12 protein-coding genes are annotated in these 15,026 nt (G+C 51.0%); 1 reads left to right on the top strand and 11 read right to left on the bottom strand.

Features of this window, described 5'->3' with window-relative positions; genetic code table 11:
* Positions 1-83: 83 nt before the first annotated feature.
* Genes recG through DFP94_RS03290 form a run of 4 tightly spaced genes read right to left on the bottom strand, consistent with a single transcriptional unit; the run spans position 84 to position 5,193 of the window.
* Entirely contained in the window at positions 84-2,129 is a 2,046-nt protein-coding gene (gene recG / locus DFP94_RS03305; RefSeq protein WP_245954446.1) for an ATP-dependent DNA helicase RecG, read from the bottom strand.
* 18 nt (positions 2,130-2,147) lie between these two features.
* Positions 2,148-3,017, bottom strand: a complete 870-nt coding sequence (locus DFP94_RS03300; protein WP_114495758.1) for a DegV family protein — start codon at positions 3,015-3,017, stop codon at positions 2,148-2,150.
* A 26-nt stretch (positions 3,018-3,043) separates the two neighbouring features.
* Positions 3,044-4,819: a DAK2 domain-containing protein gene (locus DFP94_RS03295; protein WP_114494994.1), complete on the bottom strand. Its 1,776-nt coding sequence runs from the start codon at positions 4,817-4,819 to the stop codon at positions 3,044-3,046.
* 14 nt (positions 4,820-4,833) lie between these two features.
* Positions 4,834-5,193 (bottom strand): Asp23/Gls24 family envelope stress response protein, encoded by a 360-nt coding sequence (locus DFP94_RS03290; RefSeq protein WP_114494993.1) that lies wholly within the window; start codon positions 5,191-5,193, stop codon positions 4,834-4,836.
* A 295-nt stretch (positions 5,194-5,488) separates the two neighbouring features.
* Here DFP94_RS03290 and rpmB point away from each other — a divergent pair, with 295 nt between their 5' ends.
* Positions 5,489-5,677 carry a 50S ribosomal protein L28 gene (gene rpmB / locus DFP94_RS03285; protein ID WP_068781907.1) on the top strand — a complete coding sequence of 63 codons (189 nt, stop codon included), beginning with the start codon at positions 5,489-5,491 and terminating at the stop codon, positions 5,675-5,677.
* Positions 5,678-5,780: 103 nt separating this feature from the next.
* Here the strand turns inward: rpmB and spoVM are convergent, their stop codons facing one another.
* From spoVM to DFP94_RS03250, 7 genes are all read right to left on the bottom strand, one after another.
* Positions 5,781-5,861, bottom strand: a complete 81-nt coding sequence (gene spoVM / locus DFP94_RS03280; protein WP_036621610.1) for a stage V sporulation protein SpoVM — start codon at positions 5,859-5,861, stop codon at positions 5,781-5,783.
* A gap of 185 nt (positions 5,862-6,046) precedes the next feature.
* Complete coding sequence (gene rpe, locus DFP94_RS03275) at positions 6,047-6,706, bottom strand: ribulose-phosphate 3-epimerase (RefSeq protein ID WP_114494992.1); 660 nt, start codon at positions 6,704-6,706, stop codon at positions 6,047-6,049.
* Positions 6,707-6,710: 4 nt separating this feature from the next.
* Entirely contained in the window at positions 6,711-7,619 is a 909-nt protein-coding gene (gene rsgA / locus DFP94_RS03270; protein WP_114494991.1) for a ribosome small subunit-dependent GTPase A, read from the bottom strand.
* Between the two features lie 33 nt (positions 7,620-7,652).
* Positions 7,653-9,797 carry a Stk1 family PASTA domain-containing Ser/Thr kinase gene (gene pknB / locus DFP94_RS03265; protein WP_114494990.1) on the bottom strand — a complete coding sequence of 715 codons (2,145 nt, stop codon included), beginning with the start codon at positions 9,795-9,797 and terminating at the stop codon, positions 7,653-7,655.
* Entirely contained in the window at positions 9,794-10,567 is a 774-nt protein-coding gene (locus DFP94_RS03260; RefSeq protein ID WP_114494989.1) for a Stp1/IreP family PP2C-type Ser/Thr phosphatase, read from the bottom strand. The genes pknB and DFP94_RS03260 overlap by 4 nt, the downstream gene beginning before the upstream one ends.
* Positions 10,568-10,573: 6 nt before the next feature.
* Positions 10,574-11,620 carry a dual-specificity RNA methyltransferase RlmN gene (gene rlmN, locus DFP94_RS03255; RefSeq protein ID WP_114494988.1) on the bottom strand — a complete coding sequence of 349 codons (1,047 nt, stop codon included), beginning with the start codon at positions 11,618-11,620 and terminating at the stop codon, positions 10,574-10,576.
* Positions 11,621-11,832: 212 nt separating this feature from the next.
* Entirely contained in the window at positions 11,833-14,850 is a 3,018-nt protein-coding gene (locus DFP94_RS03250; protein ID WP_147273835.1) for a DUF5704 domain-containing protein, read from the bottom strand.
* Between the last annotated feature and the right edge of the window lie 176 nt (positions 14,851-15,026).

The following is a 15,026-nucleotide window of genomic DNA, read 5'->3' as shown; positions in this document are numbered from 1 at the left end:
ATTCCGGCCGCCATTTTCCTTCTATATTATAGTGAAGTTTCTTCCTATTTATAATAGAAAGAAACCTGTCTCAGCCAATCCCTCTAATCGATCAGCTCGCCCTGCAAAATCTGCTCCCGCTGCAAATAGCTCCGCAGCGGCGCGTACTGCGGCGACGTCCAGAACGACGGGTCGCCCACCAGCCGGGCGGCGTCGTCCCGCGACGCCTCCAACACCTTAAAATCGCTGACCATGTCCGCGATTCGGAATTCCGGCACCCCGCTCTGCTTGGTGCCGAAGAAATCCCCGGGACCGCGCAGCTCCAGGTCCCGGCGGGCCACTTCGAAGCCGTCGTCCGTGTCGGTCATGACCTTCATCCGCTCCTGACCGACCTCCGACTTCGGATCGGCGATGAGCACACAGTACGATGCGTGCTCCCCCCGGCCTACCCGGCCCCGCAGCTGATGAAGCTGCGACAAACCAAAGCGGTCGGCGTCCATGACGATCATCAGCGTCGCGTTCGGTACGTCGACGCCGACCTCGACGACCGTCGTCGAAACGAGCAACTGCACCTCGTTGTCATAGAACGCACGCATCACTTCGTCCTTCTCCGCCGCCGTCATGCGCCCATGCAGCAGACCAACCTTGAAATCCGGGAAAGCCTGCTGCATCCCCACATACAGGTCGATCGCATTTTGCACATCGAGCTTCTCCGACTCTTCGATCAGCGGACAGATCAGGTAAGCCTGCCGTCCTAGCAAAACTTCTCGGGAAATGAAGCCGAGCACCCGGTCCATCATCCCGTGCTTGACCCAATAGGTCGAGATCGGCTTCCGTCCCTTCGGCCGCTCCGACAACGTCGACACATCCATGTCGCCGAATGCCGTAATAGCCAGCGTCCGCGGAATCGGCGTCGCCGTCATCGTCAGCACGTCGGGATTGAAGCCCTTGCGCCGCAAAATGCTGCGCTGGTTCACCCCGAACCGGTGCTGCTCATCCGTGACGACCAGGCTGAGCGAGCGGAAGAAAACATCTTCCTGGATCAGCGCATGGGTGCCGACGATAATATCCGTCATCCCCATTTGCAGCGAGGCAAGCAAGTCTTTGCGCCGCCGCCCCGTAACGCTGCCCGTAAGCAGGCCGACGGTGATCCCGAATGGCTCAAACAGCTTTGTCAATGAACGGACATGCTGCTCGGCCAAAATCTCGGTCGGCACCATGAATGCGCCCTGGTGCCCGGATTTTACGGCCGCGAACAAGGCGATGGCAGCAATGACCGTCTTACCGGAGCCGACGTCACCCTGCAGCAGCCGGTTCATGCAATAAGGAGAGCGCATGTCCTGCAAAATCTCCAGCTCGACTTTTTTTTGCGCATCGGTCAACTCGAACGGAAGGCTACGCACAAACTCGCGAATGGTTGCATTCTCCAGTTCATGCTGCACGCCATCCATGCGATCGTGATTCATCGCCCGGTACGCCTGCAGCTTGAGCTGGAACAGAAACAGTTCCTCATACACCATCCGGCGGCGCGCCAGTTGCCCTTCCTCGCTGTCCTGAGGCTGATGAATCCGCTGGATCGCGCGGCGGCGCGGCATAAGATCATACTCGCGCAACAATTCCGGAGGCAGGTTCTCAGGAATCATTTCCCCGTACTGCAGCAAGGCCTGTCCAATCGTCTTGCGGATCCAGGCCTGCGTAATCTTGCCGCCCACTGAGTAAACGGGCTGCAGGCTGCCGCTGCGCAGCGTTCCTTTATCGGGAAACTCAGAATCCGACACCGTCAGTTGACTCCGCCGCATGTCCCATTTTCCCGTTAGAATGATTTCGCGGCCCGCGGTTAATTCCTCCCGCAAAAAATGGCGGTTAAACCACGTCGCCGTAAACATCCAGTCCTCGGCTACCATTTTGCAGGTTAACCTGGACTTCTTGCCGTACCGCTGCAGCACGGGAATACCCATGATTTTGGCCTGAACGGTGATCTTGTCCCCGTCCTTGGCTTCCGTCAGGGAGCGAAGCCGGTAATCCTCGTAACGATACGGATAATATTCAATTAAATCGTTCACCGTAAAGACGCCAAAGGCGTGAAGCTCTCCTGCTTTAAGAGCGCTCACGCCGCTGACCTGCCTTACCGGTATATCATTCAAATCCATAATGATAATCCCTCACTTTTAAGCCGGCCAAACAAAAACGGCCACGGTGCCTGGTCCCACATGGGTGCCGACGACGGCCCCAATACTGGTGCGGACCACCTCATGCAAAGTGAAATGTTCCGACATCAGGCGGATCATTTCCTCGGCGCCCTCCGGATTGACGGCGTCGCAGACCGCGATGTTCACATCTTTCCGGTCTCCCAGATCGTTTAAGAACAATTCGATCACTTTGGAAACAGCCTTCTTCTGGCCTCTTACTTTGTCGACCGGGTAGATGATCCCCTCCTGATCCACCGACAGAATCGGCTTGATATTAAGAAGGGAGCCGACAATCGCCGCCGATTTTCTGATCCGGCCGCCTTTTTGTAAATATTCCAGGACGTCCACCAAAAAATAGAGCCTGCGTTCTTTACCGACACGCTCCACTTCGGCTTTGATTTCTCCAGGAGAAATGCCCTGCTTAGCCATTCTGGCTGCTAAGACAACCTGAAGTCCAAACCCGTAAGTAGCGCACAGGGAGTCGATTACCGTAATATCGGCATCCACACCTTCTTCTTCCTCTAGCATACTTTTCGCAAGCAGAGCCGATTGATACGTACCGCTCATACCCGATGAAATATGAAGGGACACAATCGGAGTGCCGGGGTGCTCCTGCATCAAATTCCGGTACACCTCAACATACTGGGATGGAGAGGTTTGTGAAGTCGTCGGCAACTCCTTGGATTTGGTCAGTTTGTCGTAAAACTCCTCGACAGTAATGTCGATGCCTTCCACGAAAGACTCCTCACCAAATGAAAGCCGCATAGGAACGATATGGATTCCGTATTCCTCAACCATCGCCTTGGGTACATCGGCCGTACTGTCGGCCACGATAATTGCCTGCTTCAAAGAGATCCCCATCCTTTCATCTTCCACTAGGATTCAACCGAGAACAAATAATAATATATCGGCTGACCGCCCTCGTGAACTTCCACTTCGGCGTCAGGATAAACCTCATGAATCCAGGCTGTAAGCGATTCGGTAATGTCCAAAGAAGCCTCTTCGCCCACCAGAATCGTTACGATCTCGTCACCGCCGGCGAGCATTTTGGTAAGCAGTTCTTGGCTCGTTTCCAGCAGTCCTTCTTCCGTGCTTACGATTTTGGAATCCGCGATGCCGATATAATGTCCGGCTTTGATTTCCAGATCGTCAAACACCGTATCCCGGACGGCATAGGTAACTTGTCCCGTTTTCACGTGCTGAACTGCATTCAACATGCTGTCCGTATTGCTCTCCGCGCTCTCTTCTTCCTGGAACGCGAATGCCGCAGCAATCCCTTGCGGGATGCTCTTGCTCGTAATAACCGTCACGCTGCGTTCCCCTTCAAGAAGATCACGGGCCTGTTGGGCCGCGAGCACAATATTGGAATTGTTCGGGAGCACGAAAATATGCTCGGCCGAAATCGAATGGATCGCCTTTACGAAATCCTCCGTGCTCGGGTTCATCGTCTGTCCGCCGGACAAGACGACATCGACGCCAAGGCTCTTGAAGATATCCGTAATCCCTTGGCCCGAAGCCACGGCGATAAATCCGTAAGGAGCCATCTCATCGGCCGGAAGCTTAGCCGGATCACTGGAGCGAACCGGTTCCGCCGGAATCTCGGCGAACAGTTCCGCTATCGGAGCCGCATCCATGCCGGCCGTGAGCAAATCGCGATGCTGTTCGCGCATATTTAAAATATGAATTTGCGTAATTTCGCCAAAGCGTAGCGCGAGATTCAATACCTCGCCCGGCGCTTTGGAATGGACATGCACTTTAATAACTTCATCGTCCGCGATCACAATGATGGAATCTCCATTCACTGACAGCGCTTTCCGGAATTGATCCTCGTCAAAGTTCGAATTCGGGCCTTCACCAAGCTTACGATTAATAAAAAATTCCATATCATACAAAAACTCAATATCTTCGGTTTCAAGCTTTGCCTGTGCCGAAACAGGATGCACGGTATCGAACGCCGCAGGGGTAACTTGAAGCGGACGACTGGTAGCTGCCGATGCTGCGAATTGTCCCTGAACCGGTACATGAGCCTGTACTTTGCCTGTCAATTGCTCCAGAAAACCCTCATAAATATAAACCAGTCCCTGACCGCCGGAATCCACGACGCCGACTTGTTTCAAGACAGGCAGAAGCTCCGGGGTACTGGCAAGGGCTTCTTTGGCTTTGGCCAGCACTTCGGTCATAAGTTCCGTAACATCATTGGTCCGTCTGGCATAAAAGACCGCATGTTTGGCGGCTTCCTTCGCCACCGTAAGGATCGTTCCCTCCACCGGCTTCACAACCGCTTTATAGGCGGTATCGACACCGCTTTGCAGCGCGGCCGCGAACTGAACCGTATTCAATTCCTCATAGGAAGTCGCATAACGGCCAAATCCACGGAACAACTGGGATAAAATAACCCCCGAGTTCCCCCGTGCACCCATCAGCAACCCTTTGGACAGAACGCCTGCCCGCCTGCCTACGCCGCCCGATCCGTTATTTTTCAGCTCGGTTACACCGGCCGTCATCGTCAAATTCATATTTGTGCCGGTATCCCCGTCGGGAACCGGAAACACATTCAAAGAATTGACATGCTCGGCATGTTGTGTTAGCCGATCCGCCCCGGCAAGTACCATGGCGGTAAAATCTGTTCCATTTATAGAACGCTTACTCAAGAGAATTCCCCTTCCTAGCTTGATACACGTACGCCTTGAACCACGACGCCAACCTCGGCGACTTCGAGTCCAACGACTTCACTTAACACGTATTTTACTTTTTGCTGTATGTTGTGTGCGACCTCGGAAATTTTCGTGCCATAACTAACTATAATATAAAGATAAATTGCCAATCGATTATTATCAAGGTTCACTTCAACACCCCGGGCCAGATTTTCGCGCCCAAGCAATTCGGCGATGCCGTCTTTAAACTGCTTTCGGCTTGCCATTCCTACCAGTCCATAACATTCCATGGCGGCCGATCCGGCGATAACCGCTATCGCTTCTTCCGAGATATCGATGTGTCCATATTCGGTATCCAATTGTATAGCCACGCCTGCACTCACTCCTCCCTTGAAATTATTATGGACTAAACAATATTGTACTATAAGAATAAAGAGAAATAAATAAAAGATGGGCAAGCAGCCAGAAATAATGTTTGACGATCGGTTGACGGGGCTTTTTTTACTATGATATTATATTTAAGTATTGTTTTATGCGGTTTTCCCTGTCCGTAACGATCAGATCGGGAAATCGACCGGCATTTATGGCCGGCTTGAACAATAACTGTGAACTTGCTAATAAGCTGTTATTTTCAAGACAGGTGTATTGGAACAGGAGGTGTAATGAATGTCTCGCAAATGTTATGTAACAGGTAAAAAGCCTAGCAGCGGTAACCATGTTTCCCATGCTAACAATCGCAACCGCCGTTCTTGGGGCGTAAACGTGCAAAAAGTTCGGATCCTGGTTGACGGTAAACCAAAACGCGTATACGTCAGCACTCGGGCTTTGAAATCCGGTAAACTGACCCGTGTATAAGACTCAAATAAGCATATAGACAAAAAGCACCTTTTCTAATAGAGGTGCTTTTTTGGTGCTTCCATGTCACTCCGGGTCTTCCTTGGCCTGGCATCCGTCCGATCTAGTTTTTGTGGAACGTGTTCAATACGGCCTTAACGAATCCTCCCAGAAATTTAGGCAGCTTGAATGTGTAAAATTTCATCGTTCACCCTCCCCATCATTCTCATGCCTTCACCCATAGTCTATGTTCCGAGCCCTTTACCCGTGTATTTCCACTACAAAAAAAAGGCTACATGAGAACCCTGCTCATGTAACCCATTGTATGCGAAGCGATGATTCCCTATGCCAACGGACAAGAGCAGAAATAAGCCCTTTCCCGTGAAAAAGCTAGATGCTGGCCTTGATTTCGGCAATGGCGGCACTCCGGTCGGGACGGCCGAATACGGCGTTCCCCGCCACCAGCACATCGGCGCCGGCTTCAACCACGAGCGGCGCGGTGGAAGCGGCAATGCCTCCGTCAACCTCGATACGCAGATGATCCAAACCTAGCTCTGTTCTCCATTTGCTCAATTCGCGAATTTTGCGCAGCGTTGCGGGAATAAAAGCTTGTCCCCCAAAGCCGGGATTCACGGTCATGACGAGCACCAGATCCAGATCCTCGATCACTTCGCGGATCGCCGATACCGGGGTAGCCGGATTAATGGCCACGCCGGCTTTGACGCCATGCTCCTTGATCAAATGGATAACGCGGTGCAAGTGCACGCAAGCTTCGGCGTGCACGGTAATGACATGCGCTCCCGCCTGGGCGAAGGCCGGGACGTACTCCTCCGGCTTCTCGATCATCAGGTGCACGTCCAGCGGCAGCTTGGTCAGCGGGGCAATCGCCCCCATCACCAGCGGTCCGAAGGTCAAGTTCGGAACGAAATGCCCGTCCATGACGTCCACGTGAAGCCAGTCGGCTCCACCGCGTTCCACATCCGCCACTTCTTGACCGAGCTTGGCAAAATCCGCAGATAAAATAGAAGGTGCGATATAGATATTCTTCATGATGCTAATACCTCCGTTTTTTCTCTTTCATCTCTTCGTGGAACTGCACGTAATGCTTATAACGGCTCGATGCAATGGCATCGTCTTCCACCGCCTGCCTTACTTTACAGCCCGGCTCATGGAGATGGCTACAGCCGCGGAATTTGCATTCCTCGGCAAACTGGCGGAACTCTATAAAACAAACGGACAACTCTTCTACGCCCAGCTCGAGAAAATCAAGTTGACTGAAACCCGGCGTATCCGCTACATACCCTCCATTTTCCAATTCAATCAGTTCGACATGGCGGGTCGTATGGCGGCCCCGGCCGAGTTTCATGCTGATTTCGCTCGTTTCAAGAGACAAACCGGGTAGCATGGCGTTAAGCAGGGAGGATTTCCCTACGCCGGATTGACCGGAGAATACGCTAATTTCCCCAGCCAGGCGGGATTTGACTTCCTCGGTCCCGGTTCCGATCCTGGAACTGGTCACGACCACTTCGTATCCGATTTTTTCATACAGTTCTTTAACCTGACTGGTCAAATCTCCATCCTGGTCGCTCTCACCCTCATCCAGCAGATCTTCTTTGGTCAGACAAATTAGGGTGCGCAGCCCGGACTGCTCAATATGAACCAGAAATTTGTCCAGCAACTGGAGATTTAAATCCGGTTCCTTTAATGAAAAGAGCAAAACGGCAAGTCTCGCATTGGCTACCGGCGGACGAATAAGCTCCGTATCCCGCGGCAAAATTTCTTCAACGGCTCCCTCACCGTTTTCGGTAGGCGTGTATAGAACACGGTCGCCCACCAACGGAGTCAGACCCTTCTTCTTGAAAATGCCGCGCCCGCGGCACTGGACCGTTTCCCCAGGTGCCGCGGAGTCGGACTTCACGTAGTAATATCCGCTTAATGCTTTAACAATCAAGCCTTCAGGCATACTTACTTGGCCTCGCTTTCGTGTATGTCTGCCTTAATGGTTATTGTTCCCTTTGCCTTTGTTTCCTTTACCGTTCCCTTTTCCGCTAGCTTTTTCCGCATTAGCCAGAGAACCGGTATTAATCATGCCCGTATCCGGAATATTCTCTCCCTCATTAGAATTCATTACGCCCTCGTCCTGCTGTTCTTCTTCAGGAAGCGACAATTCGGGAACGGTTCCCTGTTTGGCATCGATGTACGATACCGGATACGTCTCTATAAGCACGCCGTCGCGCAATACGGAAACATAACCGTTCTTGTTGGGAGCCAACAGCAGATCGACCGATAAATACTGCGGTTTGCCGATCGTTTTGGTGCCCCAATCCAGGTTTTCGCCGCGCGCATCCCCGTACGTCAACTGGATCTTGCTCTTCTGGCCTTCGACTGCAGGAGTGACAGGAATTTCATACGTAAACTGTAGCGCCTCCGGCGGATAACCGGAGCTAACGGTCAGCCTAACCCCTTCGGAGTCGGTCGGCACTTTATCGTTCGGATTGAACGGCCATTGTTCCATTACTACCCCGGCTTCAACTTCGAAGCTCGATTTTTCCTGAATTCCATCCTTGGCAATCGGTATGTTGCGTTCCTGAAGCATCGCTTTCGCCTTTTCCAGGGTTTCACCGACCAAATTCGGCATATCCACGCTGTCTTGCCCCTTGCTGACCTTCAAGACCACATCCACTAAAGCCGGATCATATTCCGCATTGGCATCGGGGCTTTGCCCGATGACTTTACCAACCTTTTCTTCGCTAAAATCCTCGGACTTCCTGATCCGGTCCTCATCGATGCCGCGTTGAACGAGCTGTTCCACCGCATCCTCGTAAGTCATGCCGGTCAAGGAGATCATCTGAGGAAGCTCCTTGGCGGTACTGACGGTAATGTCGATCGCCGCCCCTTCTTTGAGCGTCGTCCCTTCCGGCTTGCTTTGTTCGTAAACGATGCCTTCGTTGACGCCTTCTTTATACTCCCGCTTAACGTTCCCGACTACCAATCCAAGCTCGGTAAGCTTCGTGGTCGCCTCTTGCTCCGACAGGTTGAGCACGCTCGGAACCTTCGTTTCGGGCACGGTAACCATCTTGTTGACGTACCAGGCAACGCCAAGCATAGCCAGCAGCACAACCACCGTAAGGCTGATCCAAAGAGCGGCTTTTCCTTTTGCTGACGCCTTATTGGCCGCCTTTCCATCATCGGGAACCTGGGAATCCCGCGAAAGCTTCGATCCGCCTGCCGCGGTCTTGCCTTGAGGCTTAATCGCCGGAACGATCCGGGTACTGTCTTCATCCTCCTCATCGGCAAAAGACAGTTTCGATTCCAGCCGTCTTTCCGGCAGAAGGCAGGTTTCCAGATCGCGCAGCATTTCTTTGGCCGATTGATAGCGTTCGGCGGGATTTTTGCGCATCGACTTCAAAATAATATTTTCGACGCTTTGAGGAATCATCGGATTCACCATCCGCGGCTCCTCAAAATGCTCCTGCAAATGTTTAAGCGCCACGCTGATTGGGCTTTCGCCAAGGAAAGGCAGTTGTCCCGTCAGCATTTGGTAAAGCACGATCCCCAGGGAGTACAAATCCGACTTTTCCCCGGTCGTTACACCCTTGGCGTGCTCCGGTGAGAAATAGTGGACCGAGCCTACCACCGAACCCGTCTGGGTAATCGTGGACGAGGTTACCGCCCGGGCGATACCGAAATCCGTTACTTTTACCCGTCCGTTGCGTCCTATTAAAATATTATGAGGTTTAATATCACGGTGAATGATCTGATTTTGATGGGCATGATCCAGCGCGTCAGCGATTTGCGAGGCGATCCGGATCGACTCCTCCACCTGCAGCGGTGCGCGCTCCTTAATGATTTCGTTCAAATTCTGGCCTTCTATATATTCCATGACAATATAATGAATGTCTTCTTCCTGGCCAACATCATACACGCTTACGATATTAGGATGAGACAATGAGGCTGCAGACTGCGCTTCTCGGCGAAAACGGCGGATAAACTCCTCGTCATTCACAAATTGCTGTCGCAGCACTTTAATAGCTACGAAACGGTTTAAAAGGATGTCTTGTGCTCTGTATACAAGCGCCATCCCGCCTCCGCCGATTCGCTCGATAACCTGGTAACGACCGCCCAATTCGTGTCCGATCATGAATTCCACTCCTTTACGCTAGACCCGTCTTCTCCGCAATGCTCCAGTAATACGACGGTAATATTGTCGTCGCCCCCGGCCAGCAAGGCAAGCCGAAGCAAACGGTCGGCCCGGTCATTCAATTCGAGAGCCTCCGAGCTTAGCGTTTGCGTCATCTGTTCCAACGTTACATAATTGCTAAGCCCGTCGCTGCAAAGCAGCAATATTTCCCCTGGCTCCAAAGAAACGGGATACAAGTCGACAATGACTTGCGGGTCCGTACCCAGAGCCCGGGTAACTACGTTGCGGTGCGGATGCACGGTGGCTTCCTGTTCACTGATCTGCTTGCTTTTGAGCAGCTCATTGACCAAAGAATGGTCTTCAGTCAATTGAACCATCTCGCCACGGCCGAATTTGTAGACCCGGCTATCGCCGATGTGGCCGATCATGCCTTCTTGATTACCAAGCAGTACAGCCACCACTGTCGTTCCCATGTTGTGATACTCTTCATGTTCCGAAGCTTCCCGGTAAACGACTTCATTCGCATGCAAAATAGCCTGTTTCAGCTTTTCGCCGCAAATCTCGGCGGTAAGGCCCGGGGGCAGATAGTGCAAATCCTGCACAATGGTCTCCACAGCCAACCGGCTCGCGGTGTCTCCTGCCTGGTGACCGCCCATCCCATCAGCAACAATGGCCAGCGTATAGCCTTGTTCCAACTGGGCAACCCAGGAGCTGTCCTCATTTACCGAGCGGACACGCCCTACATCACTTACATAAACCGTCTTAATCAAATTCGATCACCTCGTACCAGACTCCATGTGCTTCGCCCGCAATTGTCCACAGGCCGCCGCAATATCATGGCCTTGCTCCCGGCGGATAGTAACATTGACCCCTTTTTCCGCCAAAATGCGTTGAAATTGAAAAATGTCGTTTCTGGATGTTCTGACATACTTGCGCTCCGGCACATGATTGACCGGGATCAGATTGACGTGGCAGAGCATACTTTTTAGTACATCGGCCAGTTCTTCGGCGTGCTCGGGACGGTCGTTCACCCCGCCAATCAGCGCATATTCGAAAGTGATTCTCCGGCCTGTTTTGGCGATGTAATACCGCAAAGACTCCATCACATCGTCAAAAGGAAACCGCCGGTTTACCGGCATGAGCTTGGATCTTAACGCATCGTTCGGCGCATGAATCGATATGGCCAAATTGATTTGCGTATCCTCATCGGCGAATTTGTAAATGTTCGGGACGATCCCGCTCGTTGATACAGTAATATGCCGTTGTCCGATATTCAAGCCCTTTTCGTGGATCATAATCCGCAAAAATTTCATCGTGGCTTCATAATTCTCAAACGGTTCGCCGGTCCCCATAATAACGATGCTGCTCACCCGTTCGCCACGGGTATCGAGAATCTTTTGGGCCTGGACAACCTGGGCGACGATTTCACCCGCCGTCAAATTCCGTTTAAGACCTCCCAGGGTGGAGGCGCAAAACGTACAACCGACCTTGCAGCCGACCTGAGTCGTCACGCAAATGCTGTTGCCGTAGTTATGCTTCATAATCACTGTCTCGATCGCATGCTCATCATGCAAACCGAACAGGAACTTCACGGTGCCGTCTTTGGATTCATACTTCGTAATTTCATTCAGGGTCACAAACGCAAACTGCTCGTCCAGCTTTTGCCGCATGCTTTTGGACAGGTTACTCATTTCCTCAAAAGAATTCACCCGTTTGACATACAGCCAGTCAAAAATCTGCCCCCCCCGAAATGCCGGTTCACCTTGTTCAACGGCCCATTGTTGCAGTTCTTCCAAACTAAAATCATATATAAAGGGTTTCATCTTCACACACCTATTCGTTTAAATTTATCTGTATTTCTCCATTCATTCTTCCTATTTTAGCATAAAATGCGATTACACTAAAGACTGGGGTAGGTCGGCGACTCCAAATGCGCTATTCCGTACGAAAAAAGGCCGGCTCACGCTCTTGTTTCAGCGCATTCCAGCCTTTCCGTCAAGCTCGCTTGCTTAATTAATTGGCGACTTACCGGTCCTTAATGCGTAACCATGGACCGAAAGTCGTCCCGGCTCGAACCGGCCGCTTCATAAAACACTACATCTCCGTCCATAAGTACAAAAGTACGGCCGTAGGGGTCACTCACCCGGCGTACAAAACCTTCGAGCTGATGCCACTGATTCATCAATGGTGCATGAATATACTGCAAATAGGGGTGTGCGGCATCTCCGTTGCGGACGGTCTCAATATTGAAATTAACTACTATATACCCTTCTTTCAAAAAAATCGGCGATTGATCACTCAGCCCATTATGACTCCGACCATATTCAGCCACATTAGTCCCCGCGTTCACCACAAAAAGATCAGCCGGCAGACTGTACTCCCCGTACCATTTTTGCACGGCGGCATTGACTCTTGCTGGATCTACCCCGGCCGGTATCCCGCTTTTCGGCCCAATTAGTGTACGGATACGCTCATTCAACTCCAACAGGCTTAAAATGCCTACCGGCGTTTTTTGCAGGGTTATTTTTGAGATATAGTTCTGTACATATTGCGCGCGCCCAACCCCGGATACTTGATCAAACGTAAAATCGTGGTCGTATTTATACAAGGCCGTATCAGTCAGTTCCTCCATAGGCACACTACGCAGTCGCTCGTTCAGAATGACATAACGCTGTACCTTATCCCTTGGCGATCCGATTTTGACGTAGCTGCGGTTACCAGCATGATAATAAAGATCCACGGCCTTCCGTGTACCGTCTTTGGCGCTGACAAAGTAAAACGAAGGCGTAATCGTGATACAGTCTTTCATCCCGAACATATTCCCTTTCGTCTTCAAGTCAAACTTGAAATGATACCCCGTCTTGATTACCGCATTGGTATAAAGCGGATGACTGCCGGGAATGATGGGCAGCGTGAATCTCGACGTATTTCCGCGGGGCACGCCGTCTATTCCATTTATTCCAACCCAATAAGACGACCCCGTTGGTACCGATGAACCGGCCGAGGTTCGGAATACCGTCTCCCAGTTATAGTCGGCGATATCCGTAATCCGGAAATCATACACCCGCCCGATCACATCCACCGGAACCGTTTCGTAGGCGATATGATGCGTAAGATCCAGATTTGCCTGGCTCTGCTGGCTGGCTCCGTCCGGCGCATTATGCGCTATTGTGCGAAACTCCACCTGATAGAACCCTTCATCCACCCATACCGGAAGAAAGTATGAGAAAGACTCCATGGATTTATCAACTTCGATCCAGGTGTTCTTCGGATGAAATGTCACCTTGTTCCCATCGTACACATCAAAAGGAAAGCGGACCTGCTTGCGGCCTATGTATTTCAAATAATTGTTATAGCCGTATCCCTTGTAATCGGCATGCTGCCCACTATTCGGCATGTGAACCGAAAACGGCCGATCGAGAATGACGGCGGACCGTCCGGCGGCCGGCACCGTTTTCTGATTGTGTTCCGCGTCGTCCGACACATCCGGATACATGACCACCGGAGTATGCACCGTCACCGGATTAATCCCGTAGATCGGATAATTCTCATCCGCTCCGCCATTAATATTACCGCTCATCAAACCGTAATAAATCGTCCCGCTGCTGCTTTGATTTGCCTTATTTGTCTTGCTGGTTGGAATACTATTTCCGAGGCTGTAAAGAACATTTTGATGAATTTGCGACGGCATCGGTATGGAACCCGGTACGGGTCCGGTCTCATTGATTTGGCCCCCGTTCATGATCGTCGAACCGTTAAAGGTAAGCGTATCGTTTTTAACTTTTACTTTTCCGACGGCCTGTTGTGCATAAGACTCCAAATTCTCATTCGAAATATCCGGCTTCTCCTTTCCCCCCGTCTTGCTTCCTTTCGGAGCATCCACAGAGTCTGGAACATGAGGCGGTACGTACTCATTAGATTTCGATGAAGAAAAACTCGGCGGCGAATAACCGCTTGGCATAATCATAATGCCACCGCCACTAAACGCGTAATTCCACAGTTTCGCCTGATCGATCTTATAGACCTCAAGATTTTCAATCACCCAGAAGGAATAAGGCCGCTCGATGGTATATGACTTTGTCAGCGTCTCCGTTGCCGTTTGCGGATCAGGCGCATCCATTTCGCCGGTACCATCCGGTTTTGGCACTTTTTTTCCGGGATCCCATTTCAACTCGTACTCTCTGTTTACAGTGACTTCATATGTACATTTCCCGCTCATTTGCACGAATTTATTTTTAGACAGATAGCTATTCGCCAAAACATTGCCGTACAGACTTTCCGTGGTCGGAATTCCATCGAGAACGTCAAAGCGCTCATTGCCCCGGGTATCCGCTTTAATTACGGCGCTAACGTTAGGGGAGGTCAAGGGAGCTTCCTTGACTTGACCGCTCGGGCTCGGTTCCGTACATCCTTCAGGCGGCGGGTTGGTACTTCCTCCTCCATCGTCTTCCTTGTAATAAATTTTCATTTTATCTGGATATTGATAAGTATAAGATGTTAGGATGAACCAGTTGGAATTCAAGTAATACATCATGGCCGCATTTCCACCGGCGGGTAAGGGGACTTTGATTCCTTCGTGATCATAAGTTTGAATATAATGAACGTCTACTTCATTTAGGCTTTTGACCACTAGACTGCCTATTTGGGTTGAGGGATCTACTCGACCTACACCATGCGGATATTGAACATTAGCGCGACTTACTTCAGCATCCACGTTTATTCCGACCCGAGTTCGATTTAATCGTCGTAATAATTGAAGATCATCATCGATGACACCTGTTTTAAAGCTTCCATTATAGTAATTCGTATTCATATAAGCCGTCGAACGTGTTGAAGAAACTGGAATATCTACTTTGACTCCGGGATACATATCTGCCCCATGAACGTCCCTAGGAACGTTATAACTTTCCAAAATAGTATAGTCGCCAGAACCAGGCTTCCATTTCGTCGCTGCAGCGTTACGCTGCCATGCAAAGAAGCCACCATATTCCATAGAGTTCTTGTCAGTAGTTACTGTAACCTGGTGTCCCTCCAAATTCACCTTGGTATCCATAGACTGATATCCCCAGTTTAACGTTTTAACTATATTTCCATTCATGTAAAACTCAATTTTTGTAATGATCCTACTAGAACCAACATCCTCCTTAATCTGAGGTTGAAGAGTTTTAAATTTAGTAAAAATCGACCCCGGAGTCTCTAGACGATTGTCTTCGTTGAGGGTATAAGGGA

The sequence above is a fragment of the Fontibacillus phaseoli genome, assembly GCF_003337355.1.
GTDB lineage: Bacteria > Bacillota > Bacilli > Paenibacillales > Paenibacillaceae > Fontibacillus > Fontibacillus phaseoli.
This window is presented reverse-complemented; position numbering and strand designations above follow the sequence as displayed.

Bases quoted from the DNA above. Each gene is read 5' to 3' on its own strand.
- rpe (WP_114494992.1), bottom strand. From the start codon at position 6,706: ATGAAGAATATCTATATCGCACCTTCTATTTTATCTGCGGATTTTGCC.
- pknB (WP_114494990.1), bottom strand. From the start codon at position 9,797: ATGATCGGACACGAATTGGGCGGTCGTTACCAGGTTATCGAGCGAATC.
- DFP94_RS03250 (WP_147273835.1), bottom strand. From the start codon at position 14,850: ATGGATACCAAGGTGAATTTGGAGGGACACCAGGTTACAGTAACTACT.
- rpmB (WP_068781907.1), top strand. From the start codon at position 5,489: ATGTCTCGCAAATGTTATGTAACAGGTAAAAAGCCTAGCAGCGGTAAC.
- rsgA (WP_114494991.1), bottom strand. From the start codon at position 7,619: ATGCCTGAAGGCTTGATTGTTAAAGCATTAAGCGGATATTACTACGTG.
- recG (WP_245954446.1), bottom strand. From the start codon at position 2,129: ATGGATTTGAATGATATACCGGTAAGGCAGGTCAGCGGCGTGAGCGCT.
- spoVM (WP_036621610.1), bottom strand. From the start codon at position 5,861: ATGAAATTTTACACATTCAAGCTGCCTAAATTTCTGGGAGGATTCGTT.
- rlmN (WP_114494988.1), bottom strand. From the start codon at position 11,620: ATGAAACCCTTTATATATGATTTTAGTTTGGAAGAACTGCAACAATGG.